The organism is Enhygromyxa salina, from assembly GCF_000737335.2.
Classification (GTDB): Bacteria; Myxococcota_A; Polyangia; order Nannocystales; family Nannocystaceae; genus Plesiocystis; species Plesiocystis salina_C.
In genome coordinates this window covers 126,545-148,716 of record NZ_JMCC02000004.1, presented here as the reverse complement: position 1 = coordinate 148,716, position 22,172 = coordinate 126,545, and the positions used below count along the sequence as shown (strand labels likewise).

Here is a 22,172-nt window from a genome sequence, read left to right as displayed (position 1 = left end):
CCCAAATCACTCACCTTTTCCAATTCAGCGCTTGATTTGGGGCTAGACTAGGGCAGCTTGCAGCAACAGCTGATCGCGGGGTACGCCGAGAACGGGAGTTCGGCGTCGCACGTGATAGCGAGCGGCGTCTGCGTGTCCTCGATGACGAGACCGCAGTTGGTCAGGGCCTCGTCTTTGCTCGGCGCCGCCCAACCAAACGCGACGACGCCCTCGCAGCTCGCCTCGCAGCTCGCGTCGATCTCCGCGCAGATCGCCGCACAGCTCGCGCCTAGCTCATAGCACTCCGTCAGGCGTCCCTGGCACTCGCCATCGATGCACGTGCCGATCTGCAGCGGGCCCACGCAGTTGAGGTTGTCCTCACCACAGTTCAATGGATCGCCGGCCACGCCCGCATCGGGCGGTGTTCCCTCATCCATCGCGGTGTCCGAATCAATCGGATCCGGTTTGCAGGCGAACACGAGCATCGAGAGCAAGCACCCGAGCACTACCAGAATTCGTCGGTCGCTGTTCATGGCTACCCCTCCCACGGTCGCATCGGCATCGCGCGCGCCGGCATGAGCGTCTCTCCGAATCGGTCGCCTGAGACCACCTCTCCGCCAAAGTCCGCCATCGTCCACGTCGGTCCGCCTCCGTGAAAGAACATCCCATCGAATGACAGGCGGATCGCAACGACCGCCCCCGCGTCGCTGTCTTCCCCCGGAATACCCACAACCAGCGCCGCCGCGAGGTCACCGCGAACCCCACCCACGCGACCTCGGGTCCAACTCAGCGAGTAGCCCGCTTCGTCACCTGGTTCGTTGTCGCCATTGGCCTGGGTCCATAAAGTAGCGTTGTCGATGACGAGCCCATTCGCTGATCCTGGTATGACCATCACGGACCCGCCGACCGAGTCGCCCGGAGCGCTCACAGCGAGATCGTCGAACCCGTCGCGATTGAAGTCACCCGCCGTCATCGCGTGGCCGAAGCGGTCTCCGGGCTCCCCTGTGCTCAAGCCGGTATCCTCGAGGTGAAGGATTGGCCCAACGAATACAAACCCGTCCGGGCTCCCCTCGAAGACCTGAATTTCACCAATGCCGTCGTTTTCTCCTGGGGTCGCAACGACGAGATCAAAGCAACTGCGCTCGCTGACGGAGAGTCGCGCCCCGTTGAAATTGCCCGCGATCAGCGTCTCACCAAAACGATCTGAGGGCTCGGGCTCTCCGCCGACCTCGAAGGCACCTTGCCTCAGCACCGTCGCGCCGCCCACGATGTTGGGAGGGGCGTTGGCGAACACATAGACCGCCCCTGCTCCTTCCACAAACCCTCCGCCTTGAATCGGCAAGGCCGCACCAGGGGCACCGATCGCCAGGTCGTCGACTCCGTCGCAGTCGAAGTCGGCAACACTCAGAGACGCGCCGAACTCCTCGTTGTTGAATGCACCGTTGAGAACCTCGCTCCATGGTTGGCAGTCGACATTACCGAAGTTGGGGCTGAAGTCGCACTGGCATTCTCGTGTTCCCTCCCGCGTTCCACCCACAATATTGAGTTGCTCGAAGCGGCGATAGGCCTCGGCGTCGATCACGGCGACCGTTCCACTGCCATCCAGAGGGCTCCCGACGATCATCTTTTCAGTTGGCACTTCAGCCGGATCGCCAAAAAAACCGAACGCAACACTGCCCCCAAACTGGGTGCCGAGGACAGTGTCTTCGCCGCTGGGCTTGGGAAAGACTACGCAACTGCTGCAGCCGGGATAGAGCAAGAGCCGGCCGGAGTTCCCAGCCGCGGTCGCCGCCGAGGTGGCGAGGCGTCCTGCATAGCTGCTAAACGGCGAGCCTGGCTTTTGGACGTAGAAGGCAAGCGCAGACCCCAGCCGTCGGTTCGCCCCCAGTTCCCAGGCGAAGCGGTGGCCGTCTGAGCAGATCGGGGCAGTCTGGTCCTCGACGATCCGGGCTGGCACGGAGTCGGGCACGACGTAGCCAGCGCCATCATCAATCACGATCAACACCTGTCCCGCTCTCACGTTTCCACTATACGCGCTCTGCGGGGCTCCGATGACGACAGCACTTTTTGAGCCCGCCTGGATGGGCGGATATATACGCCCACGACCCTGGCCATCAAACTCCACGGATTCTTCAACTCCGCCACTCTCGGCTGTACTTCCAGCCTCGATGTCAGGCGACGGGTCAAAGCTAGCACACGCCAACACTGGACCGAGGCTCGACACTATGGTCGCTCGCATCGGAGACCGTCTGAAAGCGCGGATGCTCATGACACAATGGTACACGCGAACCGCACCATCAACTCGTGAGATCGCACACGCGACATGGGTCACGGCCACCCCCTCAGCATCTGCGTCGCGTGCCCACACGCCCGAATAGGAAGCTGCCGGTCGAAGCAAGGAACTCGAACCGCGCCTGAATCCGGCAGCCCACCGACGGTTGACGGCGAGACTCCCCAGGCACCGGCACCCTGTGCGATGCTCCGCCGATGACCTCTCCTGCCCTGCCTCGGACGCTCCTGCTCGCTAGCTCGCTGACCATCCTGTTCGCGTGCACCGACGACACCCCCGCGGACACGAGCGACGGAACCGGCACCGAGACCAGCGACACCACAACCGGCGACGGTGACGGCGACAGCACCGAGGTCGATCCCTTCGTCGCGTGGCCCACCCTGGACTGCGATCCGCTGGTCCCGGACTTGTGCGGCCTGCCCTTCCCGAACAACGTGTTCACGATCGACGACCCCGACTCGCCGACCGGGCGGCGGCTCGCGTTCACGGAGGCGCTGGTGCCCGAGGGTGACGGCTACCAGCCCGATCCCGACGTGTGGCTGGACAGCGACGGGTTCTCGCCTGGGAGCGCGTTGCTGACCTACTTCCCGAATGTGTCGATTCAGGGCCTGCCCACACCGGTCACAATTGAAGTGTCGCTGTCGGACGACTCGCCAACGATCCTGCTCGACGCGGACTCCGGCGAGCGCGTGCCGCACTGGGCCGAGCTCGACATGTCGCACGGCGACGACGGCCGGCGCGCGTTCATGATCCGGCCCGCCGTGCGCTTGGATCCAAACACCCGCTACATTGTTGCGATCCGCGGCCTCGTGGATCAGGGCGGCGCGCTGATCGAAGCAAGCTCGGGGTTCGCCGCGCTGCGCGACATCAGCCCCAGCGATGATGACACCATCGAGCAGCGCCGGGGCCTCTACGCGGACATTTTCATGCGGCTTGGCGACGCGGGGATCGGCCGCGCGGACCTACAGCTGGCGTGGGACTTCACGACCGCCAGCGATGCCAACATCACCGAGCGGCTGGTCCACGTCCGCGACGAGGGCCTGGCCATGTTCGACGCCGGCCCCCAATTCAACATCACCAAGATCGACATTGACCCCTTCCCGGGCATCGCCATGCGCGTCACGGGTGATCTGCTGGTGCCGCTGTACCTCGACGAGCCGGGCCCCGCAGGCCGGTTCACCTATGGCGCCGACGGCCTCCCCGAGCCAAACACGACCACCGAATACCCCTTCATGGTCCTGATCCCAACCTCGGCGTTCAGCGAGCCGGCCGGGCTCTTGCAGTTTGGTCACGGGCTGTTTGGCTCCTACCAAGACGTCGACGACTCGCTGCTGCGCGACATGGCAATTGACTACAACTTGGTCCCCTTCGCGACCACGTGGTTGGGCCTGTCGAACCAAGACCTGGGCCAGATCTCGAGCGTTCTGCAGTCCGCGCGAATCGATGACTTCTCCACGATCGTCGATCGGCTTGGCCAAGGTGTGTTCAACGGGCTCTCGGCCATGCGAATGATGCGAGAGTCGTTCGCCGACGCGCCCGAGATCATGGGGCCCAGCATGGAGCCGTTGTTGATCGATGCCGATCGCAGCTACTTCTTCGGGGCCAGCTTGGGCGGGATCATGGGCTCGACCTACATGGCGCTGACCACCGACGTGCAGCGGGGCGTGCTTGGGGTCCCCGGGCAGCCCTACGGTCTGCTGCTCGACCGCAGCGAGGCGTTTACCCCGCTCGCGACCCTCTCGAACGCCGCCTACGAAGACAAGCTGGACCTGCGCATCGCGTTCGAGTTGATGCAGATCCTGTGGGATCGGTCCGAGCCAACCGGGTTCTCGCGCCACGTGATCAGCGATCCACTCCCGGGCACGCAGCCGCACGAGGTCATCATGCTGGGTGCGATCGGCGATCACCTGGTCACCAACTTTGGCACCCACGTCATGGCCCGCGAGCTCGGTATCCCCCAGCTGAACCCGGCGGTCCGGCCGCTGTTTGGGATTGACCAGGTCGAGCAGCCCTACTCGGGTTCGGTGTTCATCGAGTACGACTTTGGGCTGCCGCCGATCCCGATCACCAACGTGCCCATGACCCAGGGCAGCGACCCGCACGGCGCGTTGGCGGATGTGCCCAACGCGATCTTGACGGTCGAGCAATTCCTGCGCACGGGGGTCGTCGAGAACTTCTGCAACGGCACCTGCGACCCTGATTAGAACCCGTTGAGGGTCTCGACGACCGCGAACAGATCCCCGCGCTCGTAAAAGTCCACCGCCAAGAAATTTGGCGGGTGGTCCCACATCGCCTGGCACTCCTGGGCCCGCGCCAGCAAGAACTCATACTCGTTGACGACGTCGGCGTCCGCTGGCGAGGGTAGGCCGAGGTCGTTGTTGACCCAATGATTGACCAAGAACAGATCATTGTCGCTCGAGCCCCGGTTGAGCTCGCACGACAGCTCATCCGGGTCGAGCGGACCATAGGGGGTATCCCAGCCGATCTCCCAGATGTTGTGGTGCCACGCGGGCGGTGCTGCGCCCTGCTCGGCGGTCACGATCAACCGGGTGTCCGCCGCCACGAGCTCGCCTAGCGTTGGCCAGGGCTGGCCGGTTTCGTGGGTATAGACCAGGTCGATCGCGCCCGTGGCCTCGTAGTCGAGGGCCAGATCCGCCGCGTCCACGTGATCTTCGTAGATCAACGTGAGCAGCTCGCCGGAGTTGGCCTGCAGGAACTCGACCATGCTCGTCAACACGTCCAGGTGCGGGGTCGAGCCGAGCGAGCACGGGCCGTGGCACAGCACGATCTTCGTGGGGTCGTCCGCGTCGTAGTAGGTGTCGATCAGCATCGCGCGCACTCCGTCTTGAAGCTGCGTCGGGATGTTGCGCTTGTGGTTGGCGTTGAACTGCGAGAAGCCCTCGTCGGAGGCGGAGTGCGCGTTGTGGGTGGCCGCGAACACGACCTCGTCGTAGGGCCGATCGCACAGCTCGACGTGACCGCTGCAGGCGAGGCCGCCGTCTCCATCTCCATCTCCGTCTCCGTCTCCGGGATCGCCATCTCCGTCGCCGTCGCCATCGCCATCGCCATCGCCATGATCGCCATCCCCGTCCCCGTCCCCGTCCCCGCTGGTCTCGGTCCCCGTCTCACCCTCGGCGGTGGGCTCGTCCGTACACGCGGCCGCGAGCGCCAGGCCGATCAACACACCACACCAGCGGGAACCCAAGCGACGACTCATCCTGGCATTGTAGCAAGCAGTCAGCGACCCAGTCCGCGGACCAGCTCGAGTCGCGCGTTGATCTTCGCGTCGCTGTCGATCGAGAAGGTCTTCGCGTGGCCCAGCTGCGTGGCCATGAACCCGCGCAACCCCGCAACTTGCTTCTCGGCCGCGCGCGCGACCGTCTTGCTTGGGGCATCGAGCCACGCGAGCACCTGCTCGTCCATGCTCGCGTTGACATCCCAAAACCCCGCGAGCATCCCGTTGACGAGCAGCGCGCGCAGGTGCGGGTGTTGGGTCGCGCGGATCGAGCCGCCGCTCATCGGGCCCCAGCGCGGAATCTCGAGATCCAGGTGGGCGGCCGGGCACACATCCGCCGGGCCGCCGCGCACGACCAAGTAGAGATCCTGCAGCCCCAGCAGCGCGACCCCCTTGGGCTTGGCCTTGCTGTTGGCCAGCTTCATCGCGGCCGGGGTCGCCCACATGGGCTCGCGCTCGTTGGCGTGGGTCTGAACCTCGACCTGAACCAAGTCGAGCTCGGCCATTGCCGCCTTCGCCACCTTCTTGCCGAGCCCCGACCACGCCACGAAGTGCTCGAAGCTCGCGGGGCTGTGGTGCGCGAAGAACAGCGCCGCGATCGCCCGCTCGGCGTCCGCGGGTGCGTGGCGAGTCAGCTTGGTCTGGCGCACCGACCAGCGGTAGCTCTCCGTGTCCAGCCGGCCCTCGATCGGGGTCCGCTCGATCGCGCCGTCGAACTCGAGCTGGCGCAGCGCGATCGGCAGCGACGAGCTCAGCCCCACCTTCTTGCCCTTGTCGCCAAAGCTCACGATCGCCTTGGCCGCGGCGCCCTTGCGCAGCTCGGCGGTGGTCTGGGGCCCGTCCTCGAGCGCGCGCAGGATCGCCTTGGCGGTCTTGTCGATCTGCTTGGCGGTGCCGCCGGCCTTCTCGATGTCGCGTTGGTTTCGCTTGTTGCTGCCGTGGTAGGCCAGGCTCAGGGCCAGATCTGCGTGCTCGGCCGCGACCAAGTACATGCAGCCGCGAACGGCTGGCGTCACGCGCAGCTCGCCCGCGCGCACGGCCGCGGAGATCGGCTCGAGCTGCGGCGCGGCCCCGCGAGCGAACAACGCGAAGTAGGGATCCGCACCGCCAAGCGTCCGGACCCAGGTGTGCTTGCTCGCGATCGTCTGAGCGCTGCGATCCGTGGTCGCGCCGAAGCCCTGGTGGCCCGCCCAGGCTCGCAGGGCGGCCGCCCGACTGAGGATCTCGCTGCTCATTGGCGGATCATCCAAGACCGCGTGCGCGAGATCAACCGCAAGCCGCGGCGCGTGGAGATCGTGTGTCCAACCTGGTAAACCGCGGCGATGCGGCGCGCACTCATCACTGCCTTGGATCAGTATCGCCGGACCTCGCGTTGGTGGATGGAGCTGCGGGGCCAGACCCCCGAAGACCAAGCCGCCGCCCGAATCACGAGCGGACAGAGCTGGGCCGAGTTTTGCGACACGCTCAAGGCCGCTGGCGCGTCGCTCAGCTTTCCGGGCACGCCGCAGACCCCCTTTGATCAAGCCGAGGGCTACCGCTACCTGTCCCGGCTGACCCGCGCGGGGCTCGAGGCCTTCGTCGAATACGCCGATCCAGCCCGGCCGGTCTTGCATCGGGTGGTCCACGAGACCGTGAAGATGGGCAGCGACAACCCCGACAATTACTACCAGACGGCGCGGATCAGCGGCGCCCTCGAGTACCGGATTCGGGGCCAGCGCAACACGATCGCGTACCTCAGCTTTGGCAGCATGATCGGCCACTATGGCCAGGGCGGCGGCATGCCACCGACCGGCTATATCGAGGGCTCGCAGCTACACGTGGAGGACGACGGCAGCTTCGAGATCATCATCAGCGCGACGGAGCAGCCGGGCAATTGGCTGCCCATGACGCCCGAGAGCGGGACCTTGGTGGTGCGTCAGACTTTCTTGGATCGCGCGAACGAGCAGCCGGCAGAGCTGACGATCGAGTGTATTGACCAAGACGCGACCCCGCAGCCGCTGACCCCCGCCATGCTCGACGAGGGCCTGCGCGCGACCAGCTCGCTGGTCGCGGGGGCCTCGCTGTTGTTCGCCAAGTGGGCGCGGGACTTCAAGTCCCACTCCAATCAATTGCCCATGTTCGACCCCGAGCGATCAACGGCGGCCGGCGGCGATCCAAACATTGTCTACTATCACTCACACTGGGCGCTCGCGCCCGACCAAGCCCTGGTCATAGAGGTCACGCCGCCCGCGTGCGAGCACTGGAATTTTCAGCTCAACAATTATTGGATGGAGTCCCTCGACTACCGCCACTTTCAGGTGCACGTGAACAAGCACAGCGCAGAATATGAGTCCGATGGATCCGTGCGCATAGTCGTTGCCCACGCGGACCCCGGCTCGCCAAACTGGATCCGTACCCTTGGCCACGAGTCGGGGACGATGTGCTTTCGCTGGGTCCGCGCCACGCAGCATCCGCAGCCGGGCACGCGCGTGGTCCCCCTCGCCCAGCTGCAGCGCGAGGCGCTGTCATGAGCGCGCGCGAGACCTCGCGCGACTACGCCAACCCCCATCGGCCGGCGCCGCTGCGCTGGTTCAACCGGGTTGGCCAGCTTCACGCGGCGCGGCCGTTCGAGATCGACGAGCTCGAGCAGACCGCCCGCGACAAGACCGGGCTGTCGGACTTTGGGGATCCCCGCTACCGCGAGCCGCTGCGCCAGCTGCTGTGGTCCATGACCCATGAAGCCAAGCTCAACCCGCTTGGCGCCGTGGTCCAGCGCACCCGGATTTTGGAGGCGCTGCAGACCCGGCTGCGGATCGAGCAATGGTTCACTGAACACCCCGAGATCAACGAGATCGAGCTGGGTCCGGTGATCGCCATCGCCGGGTTTCAGCGCACGGGCACGACCAAGCTCCACCGGCTGCTCGCCGCGGATCCAGACACGCGGGCGCTGCGATCTTGGGAGGCCCTGTGTCCCGCGCCAACCCAGTCCGAGGGTCGGACCGGCGCGGCCACGCGGATTCGCCGGGCCCGACTTGCCCAGGGCGCGGCCAGCTACATGGCGCCGGACTTCTTCATCGTGCATCCAATCGAGTACGACGCGCCCGAAGAAGACATTCTGCTCTTGGATCTGTGCTTTCTCAGCCAGACCCCGGAGTCGATCATGCACGTGCCCACCTACGCGGCGTGGGCCCAGGCGCAGGACCCCCAATTTGCGTACGAGTACCTCGCGCGCTGCATGCAGCTGCTCATGTGGCAGCGGCCGGCGCTGCGGTGGGTGCTCAAGACGCCGCACCACCTCGAGCACCTCGACACGCTCGCCAAGGTGTTCGCTGACCTGACGATCGTCCAGACCCACCGCGACCCGCTGGCGACCACGGCCTCGTTCTGCAGCATGGTCGCGCACGCGCGGGGCATCTTCAGTGATCAGGTTGATCCGCTCGAGGTCGGGCAGCATTGGCTCGCGAAGATCCGCCATGTTGGACAGCGCGCAAGCTCGGTCCGCGAGCAGGGTCAGCTGCGCGTGTGCGACGTGCTCTATGCAGACCTGCTCGAGGATCCAATTGGCGAGGTCGCGCGAATCTACGCCGCGGCGGGTCTGCAACTCACGGACGCGGTCGTCGCCAGCATGCGCGAGCACGACGGCGCCAACAAGGTGAATCGGCACGGCGTGCATCGCTATGAGCTCTCCGACTTCGGCCTGTCACCCGCGGGCGTCAATGATACGCTCGGGTTCCTGCGCGAGATGCCAGCGACGTCATCCATCCCCGCCATGCCAGCGAACGAGTCAGAGAATCGGCCCCACACAGCGCGCGCAGCCGGCTCCACCCAAGACGCCAAAGCCACGGGCGTCGGTCACCAAAACCCGATCGCGGCCACGCTGACCGGCGCGTTCGATCTGCTCCTCAGGCGCAAGCGCGCGGGCGACCTCAAGCCGCTCGATGCTTCAATCCGTATGGATGGCCGGGTGTGCCTGGTGACCGGCGCAAACACGGGGCTGGGCTTGGCCACGGCGCGGTCGCTGGCCCGGCGCGGGGCCACCCTGATCCTGGCCTGCCGCAGCGGGATCCCGGACACAGCGGACACGCTGATCGCCGAGACCGGCAACCCCAACATCACAATGCGTCACGTCGACCTCGCGGATCTCCACAGCATTGATCAGCTGTGTGGGGCCCTGCGCAAAGACGGCATTCGGCTCGACGTGGTCGTGCTCAACGCGGGGCTGATGCCGCTGAGCGACCGCCCGTCCGCGCAGGGCTACGAGGTCATGTTTGCGGTCCACGTGCTCGCCAACGCCACGCTGCTGCGGCGCTTCATCGCGGACGGGGTGCTGCGGCCCGCCGCCACCAACGACGCCCAGCCTCGGGTCGTGATCGTCAGCTCCGAAGCGCACCGCTCGGCCCCGCCAACCTCGGTGGAGGAGATCGGTGCTTACTTCAAATACGGCGTGCGCGACGGCATGCGCGAGTATGGCCGCAGCAAGCTCGAGCTGTGCGCGCTCGGGGTCCACCTGCGCCAGCTGATCGCCGAGGGTGAGCAAGGCTCGCCGATCCCATGGCTGGCGGTCCACATTCTATGTCCCGGCCCGGTCGCCAGCAGCCTCGCGCGCGAGGCCCCCAAGTGGATGCGGCCGTGGCTGGATCCGCTGATGCGGCTGACCTTCAAGTCGCCCGAGGAGGCGTCCGCCCCGGTTGACTATCTGGCCTGCGCCCCCGCGCTCGCGGGCCACGCTGGGGAGTACTTGCACATGCTGCGGCCGCGACCGATGTCGGCTGCGGCGACGGATCCCAAATTTGCGGCGGCCGTGTGGGACACCTGCGCGCGCATCTCGAACGCGCACGAGCACGACCCGCCGTCCGCAACCGGGGCGGCCGCAGCCGACTGACTGACGCCGCTCAGGCGGCCTGCTCTTGTCCTTCTTCCTCGTTCATTTCCACCTCGTCGGGGTCGGGCTCGTCCTCGTCGGTCTTCATCATGCCCAGCTTTCGTTCGATCTCTTCGATCTGCGTGCGCAGCTCGTCGCGGATCTCGGCGCGTAGCTTGGCGCCGGACTTGGGCGCAAACAGCAGCGCCGCGCCAGCACCCAACACGAGCCCCGAAGCGAACACGCCCAGCGCCGGCCACATGTAGTCGCTTGCCCGCGGGCCCAGGCCGAGCGCCCGGAGCACGTCCGAGCGCGAGATGTCAGTGAGATTGTCGATGTTCATGGCGTTCCTTGTCGTTTGCTTTGATTCTTGGGAGTCCGGGTCAAGCTAGTCGAGCGAATCGAGGGCCGCGCTGCCGTCCGCGAACACGCGCCCGAGTAACGCACGCAGGCCCATGCTCAAGGCCGTCTGCGCAACGAAGCGGGGCGTGCCGTTGCCAATCACGAACCCGGCGAGCAGCGCGCCGCCCACGGCCGTGAGCGGGCGCCGACGCACGCCTTCGCGCACACGATCGAGGCCGCGCTGAATCGCCGTTTGCGCCGCTCGTTCAGCGTCGGCTGTCCTCACTCGCGGGGCCTTGCGGTCGCGATTGTGGGTAGGCTCAGCGCGTTGGGGTGCCACGATGACCCACCTCGCCTTCGGGTGCGCATCGTCGGAATGGAAGGGTCACAAATCGGGCCATGGAGGGTCTCCTTGGCCTCTAGTCTGAGCGAGCTTTGCACGCGGCGCAGGTCGTTGATCCGCGCAAGGGTTACGCCGGATCATTGTGACACTGCGCGCCAGGCCGCCGCGCCTCAGCCCTGCGGATTTGGGTTGATCTTCGCCAGCCGCAGCCCGCCCGGGTACGCGTACGAGGTCACGTCTGTATAGCCGACCTGCGTCACGCCAAACGGCGCCGCGCTGTCGGCCACGTGCGCGCCCGAGCCGATCGACCAGTCCGCGACCTCGAACGCCCCAACGGTATAATACCCATCAACGAGCACACCATCGACGAACACATCTGCGGCCCCGAGCGGACGCGTGATCTGGACGTAGTTGAGGTCGTAGCCGGACCCCGTGACAAACACATAGCGAGGCAGGAATTGCTCGGTTGGCACCATTTGGTACGAGGCCGGATCCCCGGTCCCCGCCCCGCCGTTTTGGCCCTCGAGGTACTGCACGGGCATGAACGGCCCGTCGGCCTGGATGATGAAGCTGTCTTGGGTCGAGAACTCGATGAACTCGCCGCGATCGAGCACGACCGGGGTCTGGGGCTGCGGCGGATCCGTGATCACCGTGACCGCGTCGGCGCCCGAGAACACCCGCCAGTAGTAGCTCTCGTTGCCGCGCTGCGGCGCGTGAGCGGCGACGTACTCCATGCCCCAATACTCGAGCGGCAGCAGCTGCTCTTCGATGTGATCACAAAAGGTCACGCCATTGGGCACATTGACGCAGGGCATCGCCGCGACCACCCAGGCCGGCTCGCTGGTGGTGATGATCGTGCCCGACATGTCGTTGGGCGTGACGACCTGCAGCATGTCATAGGCGTTGATCTGGACCTGACCCATGCCAAACGCCGGGACCGCCGGGACCCCGGGTCCGGCCGTTGTCGCCTGCGGCGGCTCCCAGGTCACCATGGTGTTGTCGTGGATGCCGACCACGTTGAAATAGGGCGGACCCGAGACATTGTGGGTATAGGTTGCGGCGATGTAGTTTTGACCCTGGGCGTGATCGGGGATCAGCATGGACGAGTCATTGTGGGCCTCGGCCATGATCGGTGAGTGCTGATAGGCCACGATCGGGCGATCGCTGACAACCTTGAACGCGCCGCCGGTCCGGTGGACCGAGCCGGTGCCTGGCTGCCCGGGCATGCCCATCACGTACTCGTAGGTGCCGCCGGGCGGGATGTCGACGGGGCCAGCGACCAGCTGCTCGCCTCCGTTCGCGCCAAAGTAGACGTTGATGCTCGCAATGTTGTCCTCGGACACGTTGCCGAGCACCAGCGAGCTTGGCTCCTCGATGAAGTTCTGCATCTTGTTGGCGTGGAATTCACAGCCAACCGTGCTCGCGATCATCAGCGCTTGGTCGCAGGTCTCGGGGATCGTTGGCAGCACCGGGTCGCCGCCCGCGTCGGGCAAGCTCGCAAGGTCGAATTTGGCGCCGTCGCCGTCGCCCGGATCGCCGTCGCCCGGATCACCGTCGCCGTCACCAGAGTCGCCGTCACCGTCGCCGGGGCTGTCGTCGCCGTCGCCGTCGCCAACGCTGGTGATTCCCGTCTCGCTCAGGCTCACGCCGTCGCCGTTGCTGCTGCTGCTGTCACCCTGCGGGCCGCCGCACCCGAGCGCGAGCAGGCTCGCTGCAGAACCCAACAACGAGCCAAATCGGACCATCTTGCGCGCCATCGGGTGCAGCATATCAAGCTCGCGAACACGAATCGGCCCGAGGGGGGCAGCCGCGAGATCGTGGATCGTGAGAATTGTGCACGTTGGCAAGAGCCGCGCGACTTGCCCGCGAGCACCCCAGCGGCCGTGGGTGTGCGTCAACCCCGTCGACCACGCATTGGCGATCGCGCCCTCGCGAGGGACCATCTGCGCCATGACTCGACATACCCTTCGCATCTCTTGTGTGCTCGCGAGCTTGAGCCTCGCTGGCGCGCTCGCTTGCAACGATGACACACCCGCCGACACCACCACCACCGACACGACCGGAGACGGAGACGGAGACGGAGACGGCGATGGCGATGGCGATGGCGACGGCGACGGCGATGGCGATGGCGATCCCGGAGACGGCGACGGCGACGGAGATGGCGACGGCGACGGCGATGGCGACGGAGACGGCGACCCCCACCCGATGCCCCCGCCCTGCCCCTACACCGCCGTGGACAACCCGAGCGGCATCTCGACCGAGCTGATCGCCAGCGGGCTCGGCGAGCCGCTGCTCGTGACCGGCCACCCGACCAAGCCCGACGAGCTCTACGTGGTCGATCGCGGCGGCGACATCTTGGTCGTTGACATGAACACGGGCGACGAGCAGCCCAACCCGTTCTTGAGCGTCAACGTCACGACCCAGAGCGAGTTTGGCCTGCTCGGGTTCGCGTTCCACCCGCTCTACCCCGACGATCCGCGCGTCTACATCAACTACTCGCCGCAAGGTGAGAGCATGACGCGGATCTCCGAGTTCACGATCGACCTCAACGCCAACGAGGCCGTCGACGGGAGCGAGCGCGTGGTCCTCGAGCTGCATCAGCCAGCGCCCAACCACGACGGTGGCATGATCGCGTTTGGCCCCGACGACTATCTGTACATCGGCATGGGCGACGGCGGAGCCGCGAACGATCAGTTCAACACCGGCCGCGACTTTGGCGTGCTGCTAGCCAAGATGCTGCGCATCGACGTCGAGCCGACCGGCGTCGCCGACAAGGACCCGGTCTCGTGCCAGGGCTGCCCGCAGTACGGGCCCTTCGACTACGGGATCCCGGCCGACAACCCGTTCTTGAGTGACGACAGCGTCGCCCCAGAGATCTGGGCGCTCGGGTTCCGCAACCCGTGGCGGTTCGCGTTCGACCTCGAGACCGACGAGCTCTACGTGGGCGACGTCGGCCAGAACGCCCGCGAGGAGATCGCCGTTGTCGTCGCCGGCTCGGACCACGGCTGGAGCGACATGGAGGGCTTCTCGTGCTTCCAGGGCGCGCCGTGCATCGCCGGCAGCCCGATGACCGCGGGCCAGGTCAACGCCGACGGCCTGACCTACCCGATCCACGACTACGGCCACGGTCAGAACAACTGCTCGGTCACCGGCGGCAACGTGTACCGCAGCTGCGAGGTCCCCACCTGGAGCGGCACCTACTTCTTCGGCGACTACTGCAACGGCCGCGTCGACGCGCTGACCTGGGACGGAACCACGACGACGTTGCTCGATCCCGACGGCGAGGTGCTCGACACGCCGGTGTTCGACAACGTGCTCGGGTTCGGCGGCAACGCCTGGGGTGACGTGTTCATCGGCACCGCGAACGGCAGCATCTACCGCATCGTGCCCACGAATTAGCGCCCACATCGGGTGTTTGTTCGTTCCCAGGGGCCATGTTGTCCGCGAGGACATCATGGCCCCCGAGAGCGGCTCGTTCGGATGGCTTGGACAGCTCTCGCGCCCGCAATGCCGACCTGATCGACCAACGACCGGCTACTGGCAGCTGAGGTAGATGTCGACGACCTCGCCCACGCTGCCGCCAGCGAACTCGAAGGCCGAGCGCTGGACCCCACAGTTGCCGCGCTCGTCACACTCGGTCTGGACCCAATAATCTACCGCGAGGCGCTCGACCCCCGCGTTGGCGAGCGGCTCGAGCTCGCCGGACGTCGACAGGCGGTCGGCGTTCCAGTCGCGCCACAGCATCAGCTCACCAAACCGGGCGTCGCTGGAGTCGACGCTGCCGTCGGCGTTGCTGTCGAACTCGGCGAGCGCCGCGAACCCATGCTCGGCGTGGCGACCGTTGGTCAGCCGCGAGCCCGAGCCAAACAGCTCGTTGCCGCCATCGATGCTGCCGTTGCCGTCGAGGTCGACGACCAGCCAGGGCGTCGCCGCCGTCGGCCAGTCGGTGGTGATGCACGAGTTCGGGCGCATGTTGATGTCGAAGGTCGCCGCGGGCGTGGACTCTTGGGCGATCATCTCGATCGGGCGCTGATCGAAGCGCAGCACCAACGGTGTGTTGCACAGCTGCTCGACCCAGATCGGCTCGCCGCCAACGACCTGGCAGTGGTAGTCGATGCCCGGGCACAGATCTTCGCCGGTGGGGTCGCTGGTCGGGCCCTCGTGCCGATAGTCGCCGGGCTCGCACTCGATCTCCTCGACGCTGATGCACGGACCCTGCGACAGATCGCCGTAGTTGTCCTGGGCCTCGTACAGCTCCATGTAGCCGCAGTACGACGCCGTGCCCGTGGCCTCGTCGCAGGTGATGGCCTCGCCCGAGACCTCGCAGGCGCGCCCCTCGGGGCTGGTGGCGCCGCCGCCATCTGCATCGCCGCCGCCATCGCAAGCGGCGACGGTCAGGCCGGTGAAGAGCGACAAGGACAAGGTCAGGATCAAGCGCGAGGTGGTCATGGGGGCTCGGCTTGGTTGTGCCAGGACGCAGGGGATTCGATCACGGCGCCGGGGCCCAAGATCCAAGCTTCCGGCCAGGCGTGGGCGCGGACGGCGTTCTGCGGGGTCTCGTGGGCAGATCAACGCCGCCGTCGGCGGACGCCGAGCAACAGCAGCAGCGACCCGACCCCGAGCGTCAACGGACCGCCCGCGCCACCGACCGCGCAGCCACACCCGCCGCCGTCGTCGTTGCCACCCGCCGCTTCGCCGCCGCTCTCGCTGGTCATGCCGGCCGGATCCCCGTCGCCATCGCCATCCCCAGGATCCCCATCGCCGTCGCCGTCGCCGTCGCCCGGATCCCCATCGCCATCCCCATCGCCAGGATCAGGCTGCTCGAGCCCCGTGAGCGGGACGGTGACCGCGGCCGTGCTCAGCACCATCGGCGCAGGCCCCCCGTCGTCCATGTACATGTCGTGGACCGCCTGCCCGGCGTCGTTGACGTCGTTGTCATCGCGCAGCTGGTCGAGGTAGCTCTGGGTGTTGATCACATACAAGAGCCGCAGCTCGAGCTCGAGCTCGTCGTCGCTGGCGTCGTCGGGCGTCACGTCCACGACTGACACCGGGCCAAACGCATAGCTGTGATCATCGTAGTGTGGCCAGGTGTCGTCGGGCAGCGGCGCGTAGCGATCACCGACCGGATCAGTCTGAATGTCCTGGACCAACCCCTTGGGTGGGATCCGGGTGTCGTGAACCCAGTGGTCGTTGAGCAGCAAGTGGTTGCGGGTCCCGTCGGCCCAGCGCTGGGCCACGCCTTCGTAGCTGCGCAGCTGACTGTCTTGCTCGATCTCAGCGCCGTCCCACAGCCCCGAAGACCACACGATCTCCCCCGCGTAGCGAGCCGTGACCTCGAGCCACATCACCCGACCTTCGCTGTAGCCAGTTGGCAGCTTGTGGCCGGTGTTGTTGGTCACGCGCACGTCCAGCGCGTCGATCCCAGCTTGCAGATCCACGGCCGCCGGAAACTGCACCTCGAGGGTGGCGGCGGTCGCCAGGAATTCATCGAACAGCCCCAGCGCGACGTCGATCGCGTTGCCGTTGGCCCCTGGGGAGTTGTCCGCGATCACCCGCAGCGCCTGCATGTTGGCGCCAAGCATCAAGTGTCGCCGGGCCCCGGACTCGGCGAACTCGCCGATGTTCTCGTACTCCATGCAGCCCGCGGCCGGGACCTCGACGAGCGCCATGTGACAGTCCTGGCAGGTCTGGGCCTCGTCGCCGGGCTGCGCGTAGACGCTGCCCAACCACTCGCTGTAGGTCCGCTGCTCGTTGAAGTTCACGCCGATCGGCGCGCCCTGATCGTCGAGGCGGGCCCGACCCGTCGTGACGTCGTGGCAGGTCCCGCACATCCGCGAGCTGGGCAGAAATTCGAGGTCCTGAATGATCGGATGGGGCGGCAGCGGGGGCCCTTCGGGATCGACGTACCCCCACGGTCCGCGCCGCGCCGGCTCGCCATCGACGAGCGTGTCATCGAGCACGAAGCGAGCGTTGCCCGGCGGCGTGACGCCGTCATCGATCGCCCGGTGGCAGACCTCGCAGCTGACGCTGTTGAAGTCCGGCGGGATCAGCTCATCCATGGCGATCGCGTCGCCGCGCCCCTCGAGAAACGCCCGCGGCGCATGGCAACGCACGCAGTCTTCGGTCTCGCCGGGGTAGTCGTCCGAGGCCAGCGCGACCCCAGCCCAAAACACCGGATCCCGGGCCGCGTTGGCCATCAGCGTGCCAAAGTACGCCGCCGGAGCATGCGGCGGCAGATCCTCCGCGAGCGGGTTGTTCGCGAACTGGTGGCAGCCCGAGCACTGAAAGTCCAAGGTCAGCGGATTTTGAAGCGACTCCGTCGGCGACGCCTGAGCCGGCCTGCTCGAGCCAGCCGTCACCCACAGCGCGGCCAACCCGACAGCACCCAACACAAAGGTAACAGCCCACGGCCGCGGCAAGGTCGTCACAGGCCGGACCCTATCACGCCGAGCCCCCGAAAAAGCGTCCCTAGCGCGACCGAACGCCCCCCAGCCATCCCCTCGAGCCCCCAAGGAGCGAAGCGACCAAAGCCAGCGAAGTGCCAAGGTGTCTGTGGAGGCTCGAGGATCCCCCTACCCCAGCGTTCGCCGAAGCCACCCGAGCCCCCTTCCAGCGACCAAAGCCAGCGAAGTGCCAAGGTGTCTGTGGAGGCTCGAGGATCCCCCTACCCCAGCGTTCGCCGAAGCCACCCGAGCCCCCTTCCAGCGACCAAAGCCACCCGAGCCCCCTTCCAGCGACCAAAGCCAGCGAAGTGCCAAGGTGTCTGTGGAGGCTCGAGGATCCCCCTGCCCCAGCGTTCGCCGAAGCCACCCGAGCCCCCTTCCAGGGGGCCAAACATGCGACCGCGAACAGCCAGCCCCGAGGAGCGAAGCGACCAGACGCGAAGCGGCTGCAGTCGGCGAAGTGCCACGGTCCCTGTGGGGGTAATATACTGTGGAACAGCCAGCCCCGAGGAGCGAAGCGACCAGACGCGAAGCGGCTGCAGTCGGCGAAGTCCAAAGTCTCTGTGGGGGTCAAAAATACTGCTAGCCTTCGCGCAACTATCGTGCCCCGCTCCGCGAAAGCCCGCCCGTCCCGCAACACCAAGCTCAGCCGGGCCTGGGCTTCGGCCAAGCGCTTCATGACCCGCGCGATGGGCCCGTTCCCGATCACCCCGCTGGGGCTGCTGGTCACGCTGGGCTGCGCGCACGCGCTGATCAACTACGGGTTTGGCCAGATCGATCTGGTGCTGTTGGTCGTCGGCGCCGTCGGGGTTGGGATCGCGGCGCTCGGCCTGCTCGCCACGCTGACCGGCGCGCTGGTGCTGTGGCTGCGTCAGCGCAACCGCCCGGCAGAGGGCTCGCTCGACGTCGAGTGCGGGTATCCGGTGGCCACCGGGTATTGGCTGCCGCGCCTGCGCTGGCTGCCGTTCGTGGCAATCAGCTGGCGCTGGCTCGAGCCCGAGGCCCAGGTCCGCATCGTGCCCCAGCGCGGGCGCCTGCGCGAAGAGGTGATCGCCTCGCGGCGCGGCCGGGTTGGCGCGGTGGTCCGCGAGCTCGAGATCGGCGACATCTTTGGGCTCTCGCAGATCCGCCTGCGCGTGGCCGAGCAACGCAAGGTCCGCTTCGTGCCCTCGGTGGGTCAGCTCCAGCGCGTCGACGTGATCCGCGGGATGGCCGGCGGCGACGACATCTCGCACCCAGAGGGCCCGCAAGAGGGCGAGCTCTACGATCTGCGCGCCTACACCCCGGGCGATCCCATCCGCTTCGTGCTGTGGAAGGTGTTCGCGCGCACCCGTCAGCTGGTCGTGCGTGCACCCGAGCGCGCGCTCAGCCCGATCCGTCAGACCTGCGCGTACTTGGTCGCCGGCGGCAGCGACGAGCCAGCGGCCGGCGCCGCGCGGCTGGCTGTCGAGCTTGGCGCCCTGGGCACCGACTGGGTGCTGGGCGCCGACGGCAGCAACGACGACGCGACCCGCAAGGATCAAGCCGTCGACGTGCTCGCGCGCTCGGCCGAGGTCCAAGAGCCCGTCGGCGGCAAGGGCCTTGGCGCGTTCTTGCAGCGCCGCGGTCAGGCGGCCAGCATCGGCCGCGCGGTCGTGTTCGTGCCGGGCCGCCCGGGTCCCTGGCTGACCAGCGTGACCGAGCAGTGCAAGCACGTGGGTGGGCGCGGCGGCCGGATCGACTTCGTGGTTGGCACCGACGGGATCACGCCCCCACCCAAGCGCAAGTGGCTGGCGCGGCTCGCTATCCGTGAAGCCGCCCCCGACATCCCGCCGGGCGCGACCGCCCCGGTCACCACCGAACAAGTCGGCGAGGTCGTGCGCACGCTGTCCAGCATCGGCAACGTGATCGTGGTCGATCGCGCCGCTGGTCGCGTGTTCGCGGGCGGGCATCTCACCGCGCTAGGAGCCAAGGGAAACCAGTAGCGCAGACCCAAACTCCGCGCCGTGCATCGCCCAGCGCGCCTTTGGGGTCTGCGATACAAAAAGAGAGCCAATATCGATGGGTCGACGCGAACTACAGCAAGAGCTCGAGCGGCTCGAGGCCGAGCACACCGGCCGCCCGGTCAAGCCGCCCAAGACCATCGGTGAGCGCGTGGTCGCCTGGCTGCGTTCGAGCCGGCACCTGATCCGCGCGGGCGCCATGGCCATGGCTGCGCTCGCGCTCGCGTGGGGCATTACCACCTCGGCAGGGCTGGTCGCCGCGATGCTCGGCGCGGTCGCGGGTGTCGCGGGCGGCGAGCTGCTCGCGCGAACCAAGACCCGCCTGATCGCGCTGGTCTTGGCGATCGTCAGCTTCGCCGGGCTTGGGTGGTGGTTCGCGGACTTCGTGACCGAGATCCGCCTGATCCCCGCCACAATTGGTCCCGGCGCGACGCTGGGGCTGAGCTCGGTCATGCGCTTCTTCGTGCTGGCGCTCGGGGTCACGGGCGCGCTGCGGGTCATGGCCGCCCGCCACAAGGCGCTGATCGGCCTCGAGCTCGCGGTTGTTGGCGCCAGCGTGGCCTCCATGTTCGCCAGCCACCGCGAAGGCGTGATCGCCCGCCCGCTGTGGCTGTCCGACTGGGCTTGGCAGCACGGCTACGATCCCGCCGACGTGCTCCTGACGATCGGCGCGATCGCGGTCGTCGTGCTTGCGAGCTTGCTGGTCGCCGAGTCCGAGCGGCGCGTGTCGCTGGCGTCGATCGGCGGGCTCGGGGCCATTGTCCTGCTCGCCCTGCTGTTGCTTCAGGTAGAGGGTCTGCCGCAGCCGCAGGCCAACAGCGACCTCGGCCTGACCGAGTCGCAGATCGGCGATCCGCCCAAGCCAACAGACAGCGACGGCTACGGCCCCGGTGGCGACAAGAAGCCCGACAACGGCGAGGGTCAGGGCCAAAAGCAAGACCAGGACAAGCAGGGTCAAGGCGGCGGCGGTCAGCAGCAACAAGACCAGCAGCAGGGCCAAGGCGGCGGCCAGGGTCAGCAGCAGCAAGACCAGCAAGGCCAAGGCGGCGGCCAGGGTCAGCAGCAAGATCAGCAAGGCCAAGGCGGCGGCCAGCAGCAGCAACAGCAAGACCAGCAGGGCCAGGGCCAAGGCCAGCAGCAGCAAGACCAGCAGGGCCAGGGCCAAGGCCAACAACAGCAAGACCAACAAGGCGGCGGTCAGGGCCAGCAGCAGCAGCAGCCCAACTTGGATCAACAACCATCCGAGGGCACCAAGCCCGCGCCCATGGCCGTGGTGTTGCTTGGCGACGACTACAACCCGCCCACCCAAGCCTTCTACTTTCGTCAGGACGCGTGGTCCCACTTCAACGGCTCACGCCTCGTCGCCCCGGTTCGGCCAGACGTCGACAAAGACATCCTGCGGCGATTTCCGGCCCGCCCCACGAACGTGCCCGAGATCCCCCCAGAAGCCCTGCACACGACTGTCCACGCCGACGTCGTGTTGCTGGCCAAGCACGCCCAGCCGTTCGCGCTGGAGTCCCCGATCTCCATGAAGCCGGAGCTGAACCCCAACCCCGCGCGGTTCTTGCGAGCGTACAGCTTCGTCTCGCTCGCGCCCGACTACGAGCTCGAGCAGCTCATTGGTCACGCGCCTGGGGACCCAAGCTGGACCGACGCGCAATGGCAATTTTACACGGCGCTGCCCAACGACCCGCGCTATCGCGACCTCGCCAATGAGCTGATTCAAGAGCTGCCCGCGCAGTACAACCAAGACCCATTCATGCGCGCGCTGGCGATCAAGCTGTGGATGGACCGCGAGCTGACCTATTCAACTGCCGAGCGCCACGCCGGCGTGCCCGAGCCAGCCGGCGACTTCCTGTTTGGCAATCGAATTGGCTACTGCGTGCACTTTGCCCACGCCGCCGTGTACATGTGGCGCAGCCTGGGCATCCCCGCGCGGGTTGGCACCGGGTACCACATCACGGAAGACGAGCGGCGCGGCTCGACGATCGTGATCCGTGGCGGCGACGCTCACGCCTGGCCCGAGCTCTACCTGGAGGGCGTTGGCTGGGTCATCCTCGACATCGCCGCCGAGCAAAACCTGGATCCACCCGGCACGCCCATGGACGACGATCTCGCCGACCTGCTCGGCGACATGGCCCGCAACGAGACCGACGAAGCCGGCGAGAACGGCGAAGAGCCCGCCGAGCGCCGCAACTTTGGCCGCGACGTGGCCTTTGGGTTCTTGTTCTTCCTGCTCGCTGCATTGTTGGTCCTCTACGTCGCCAAGATCTGGCGCCGGGTGATCCCCAAGTACGCCGCGCAAAAGCACCTGCCCCGGGTTGGCTACCGCGCGGCAATTGACATGCTCAGCGACGCCGGGCTCACGCGCCGCTACGGTGAGACTCGCGAAGCGTTCGCGCGTCGGCTGCATCCGCGCGCGCCCAGCCTCGCCGGGCTCACCTCCATGCACGTGGCCGCGGCGCTTGGCGACCCCAGCGTGCCGATGCCCGAGCGGCCCGAGTTCAGCACCAGTGTCTGGCACAAGGGCCTCGCGGGGGTCCGCGGCGAACTCCCCCTATCCGCGCCGTTGTGGCGGCGGGCACTTGGCGTCATTGATCCCACGACCGTCCTGCGGTCTCGCTAATACTGGCACTCGGTCGCGCAATTGGTCGCGCAATTGGTCGCGTGCACCCACTGCGCGCGACCAAGCACGCACGGGGTAGACGTTGCGGCTAG

Annotated in this window: 15 protein-coding genes; 6 read left to right on the top strand and 9 right to left on the bottom strand. The window is 67.1% G+C overall.

Annotation, left to right across the window (positions count from 1 at the left end):
- Positions 1–47 precede the first annotated feature (47 nt).
- Both DB30_RS02700 and DB30_RS02695 read right to left on the bottom strand, forming a co-directional pair.
- Positions 48–512, bottom strand: a complete 465-nt coding sequence (locus DB30_RS02700; protein ID WP_052546383.1) for a hypothetical protein — start codon at positions 510–512, stop codon at positions 48–50.
- A gap of 2 nt (positions 513–514) precedes the next feature.
- Positions 515–1,984 carry an FG-GAP repeat protein gene (locus tag DB30_RS02695; protein WP_052546382.1) on the bottom strand — a complete coding sequence of 490 codons (1,470 nt, stop codon included), beginning with the start codon at positions 1,982–1,984 and terminating at the stop codon, positions 515–517.
- Between the two features lie 482 nt (positions 1,985–2,466).
- On the opposite strand from DB30_RS02695, the gene DB30_RS02690 reads away from it, so the two are divergent.
- A complete protein-coding gene (locus tag DB30_RS02690; RefSeq protein ID WP_052546381.1) occupies positions 2,467–4,473 on the top strand; it encodes a hypothetical protein in 2,007 nt (668 codons plus the stop codon).
- Here DB30_RS02690 and DB30_RS02685 read toward each other — a convergent pair.
- The gene (locus tag DB30_RS02685; protein ID WP_146657901.1) at positions 4,470–5,486 is read right to left on the bottom strand and encodes a phosphoinositide-specific phospholipase C-related protein; all 1,017 of its coding nucleotides are present in this window, start codon (positions 5,484–5,486) and stop codon (positions 4,470–4,472) included. The two genes, DB30_RS02690 and DB30_RS02685, sit on opposite strands and share 4 nt — an antisense overlap.
- Before the next feature lie 20 nt (positions 5,487–5,506).
- Positions 5,507–6,739 (bottom strand): DNA glycosylase AlkZ-like family protein, encoded by a 1,233-nt coding sequence (locus DB30_RS02680; RefSeq protein ID WP_052546379.1) that lies wholly within the window; start codon positions 6,737–6,739, stop codon positions 5,507–5,509.
- An 87-nt stretch (positions 6,740–6,826) separates the two neighbouring features.
- Between DB30_RS02680 and DB30_RS02675 the strand changes: the two genes are divergently transcribed.
- Both DB30_RS02675 and DB30_RS02670 read left to right on the top strand, forming a co-directional pair.
- Complete coding sequence (locus DB30_RS02675; RefSeq protein ID WP_146657900.1) at positions 6,827–8,014, top strand: DUF1214 domain-containing protein; 1,188 nt, start codon at positions 6,827–6,829, stop codon at positions 8,012–8,014.
- Positions 8,011–10,365, top strand: coding sequence for an SDR family NAD(P)-dependent oxidoreductase (locus tag DB30_RS02670; RefSeq protein ID WP_052546377.1), 2,355 nt, complete (start codon positions 8,011–8,013; stop codon positions 10,363–10,365). The genes DB30_RS02675 and DB30_RS02670 overlap by 4 nt, the downstream gene beginning before the upstream one ends.
- Positions 10,366–10,375: 10 nt before the next feature.
- Here the strand turns inward: DB30_RS02670 and DB30_RS02665 are convergent, their stop codons facing one another.
- The 3 genes from DB30_RS02665 to DB30_RS02655 all read right to left on the bottom strand — a co-directional run bounded on the left by DB30_RS02665 (position 10,376) and on the right by DB30_RS02655 (position 12,786).
- Positions 10,376–10,687 (bottom strand): YtxH domain-containing protein, encoded by a 312-nt coding sequence (locus DB30_RS02665; protein ID WP_052546376.1) that lies wholly within the window; start codon positions 10,685–10,687, stop codon positions 10,376–10,378.
- A 45-nt stretch (positions 10,688–10,732) separates the two neighbouring features.
- Positions 10,733–10,972, bottom strand: coding sequence for a hypothetical protein (locus tag DB30_RS02660; RefSeq protein ID WP_146657899.1), 240 nt, complete (start codon positions 10,970–10,972; stop codon positions 10,733–10,735).
- Between the two features lie 227 nt (positions 10,973–11,199).
- Positions 11,200–12,786 (bottom strand): IgGFc-binding protein, encoded by a 1,587-nt coding sequence (locus tag DB30_RS02655; RefSeq protein ID WP_153258197.1) that lies wholly within the window; start codon positions 12,784–12,786, stop codon positions 11,200–11,202.
- Between the two features lie 193 nt (positions 12,787–12,979).
- Between DB30_RS02655 and DB30_RS02650 the strand changes: the two genes are divergently transcribed.
- Positions 12,980–14,428 carry a PQQ-dependent sugar dehydrogenase gene (locus tag DB30_RS02650; RefSeq protein ID WP_153258194.1) on the top strand — a complete coding sequence of 483 codons (1,449 nt, stop codon included), beginning with the start codon at positions 12,980–12,982 and terminating at the stop codon, positions 14,426–14,428.
- Positions 14,429–14,563: 135 nt separating this feature from the next.
- Here the strand turns inward: DB30_RS02650 and DB30_RS02645 are convergent, their stop codons facing one another.
- Both DB30_RS02645 and DB30_RS02640 read right to left on the bottom strand, forming a co-directional pair.
- Positions 14,564–15,478 (bottom strand): hypothetical protein, encoded by a 915-nt coding sequence (locus DB30_RS02645; protein ID WP_052546372.1) that lies wholly within the window; start codon positions 15,476–15,478, stop codon positions 14,564–14,566.
- 119 nt (positions 15,479–15,597) lie between these two features.
- Entirely contained in the window at positions 15,598–17,457 is a 1,860-nt protein-coding gene (locus tag DB30_RS02640; protein ID WP_146657897.1) for a multiheme c-type cytochrome, read from the bottom strand.
- A 617-nt stretch (positions 17,458–18,074) separates the two neighbouring features.
- On the opposite strand from DB30_RS02640, the gene DB30_RS02635 reads away from it, so the two are divergent.
- Positions 18,075–19,436: a DUF58 domain-containing protein gene (locus tag DB30_RS02635; RefSeq protein ID WP_052546370.1), complete on the top strand. Its 1,362-nt coding sequence runs from the start codon at positions 18,075–18,077 to the stop codon at positions 19,434–19,436.
- 76 nt (positions 19,437–19,512) lie between these two features.
- Positions 19,513–22,080 (top strand): transglutaminase-like domain-containing protein, encoded by a 2,568-nt coding sequence (locus DB30_RS02630; protein ID WP_052546369.1) that lies wholly within the window; start codon positions 19,513–19,515, stop codon positions 22,078–22,080.
- Positions 22,081–22,172 lie beyond the last annotated feature (92 nt).

Coding starts and splice junctions, on each gene's coding strand:
- DB30_RS02700 (WP_052546383.1), bottom strand. CDS start 512: ATGAACAGCGACCGACGAATTCTGGTAGTGCTCGGGTGCTTGCTCTCG.
- DB30_RS02690 (WP_052546381.1), top strand. CDS start 2,467: ATGACCTCTCCTGCCCTGCCTCGGACGCTCCTGCTCGCTAGCTCGCTG.
- DB30_RS02685 (WP_146657901.1), bottom strand. CDS start 5,486: ATGAGTCGTCGCTTGGGTTCCCGCTGGTGTGGTGTGTTGATCGGCCTG.
- DB30_RS02680 (WP_052546379.1), bottom strand. CDS start 6,739: ATGAGCAGCGAGATCCTCAGTCGGGCGGCCGCCCTGCGAGCCTGGGCG.
- DB30_RS02675 (WP_146657900.1), top strand. CDS start 6,827: ATGCGGCGCGCACTCATCACTGCCTTGGATCAGTATCGCCGGACCTCG.
- DB30_RS02670 (WP_052546377.1), top strand. CDS start 8,011: ATGAGCGCGCGCGAGACCTCGCGCGACTACGCCAACCCCCATCGGCCG.
- DB30_RS02665 (WP_052546376.1), bottom strand. CDS start 10,687: ATGAACATCGACAATCTCACTGACATCTCGCGCTCGGACGTGCTCCGG.
- DB30_RS02655 (WP_153258197.1), bottom strand. CDS start 12,786: ATGGCGCGCAAGATGGTCCGATTTGGCTCGTTGTTGGGTTCTGCAGCG.
- DB30_RS02650 (WP_153258194.1), top strand. CDS start 12,980: ATGACTCGACATACCCTTCGCATCTCTTGTGTGCTCGCGAGCTTGAGC.
- DB30_RS02645 (WP_052546372.1), bottom strand. CDS start 15,478: ATGACCACCTCGCGCTTGATCCTGACCTTGTCCTTGTCGCTCTTCACC.
- DB30_RS02630 (WP_052546369.1), top strand. CDS start 19,513: ATGGGTCGACGCGAACTACAGCAAGAGCTCGAGCGGCTCGAGGCCGAG.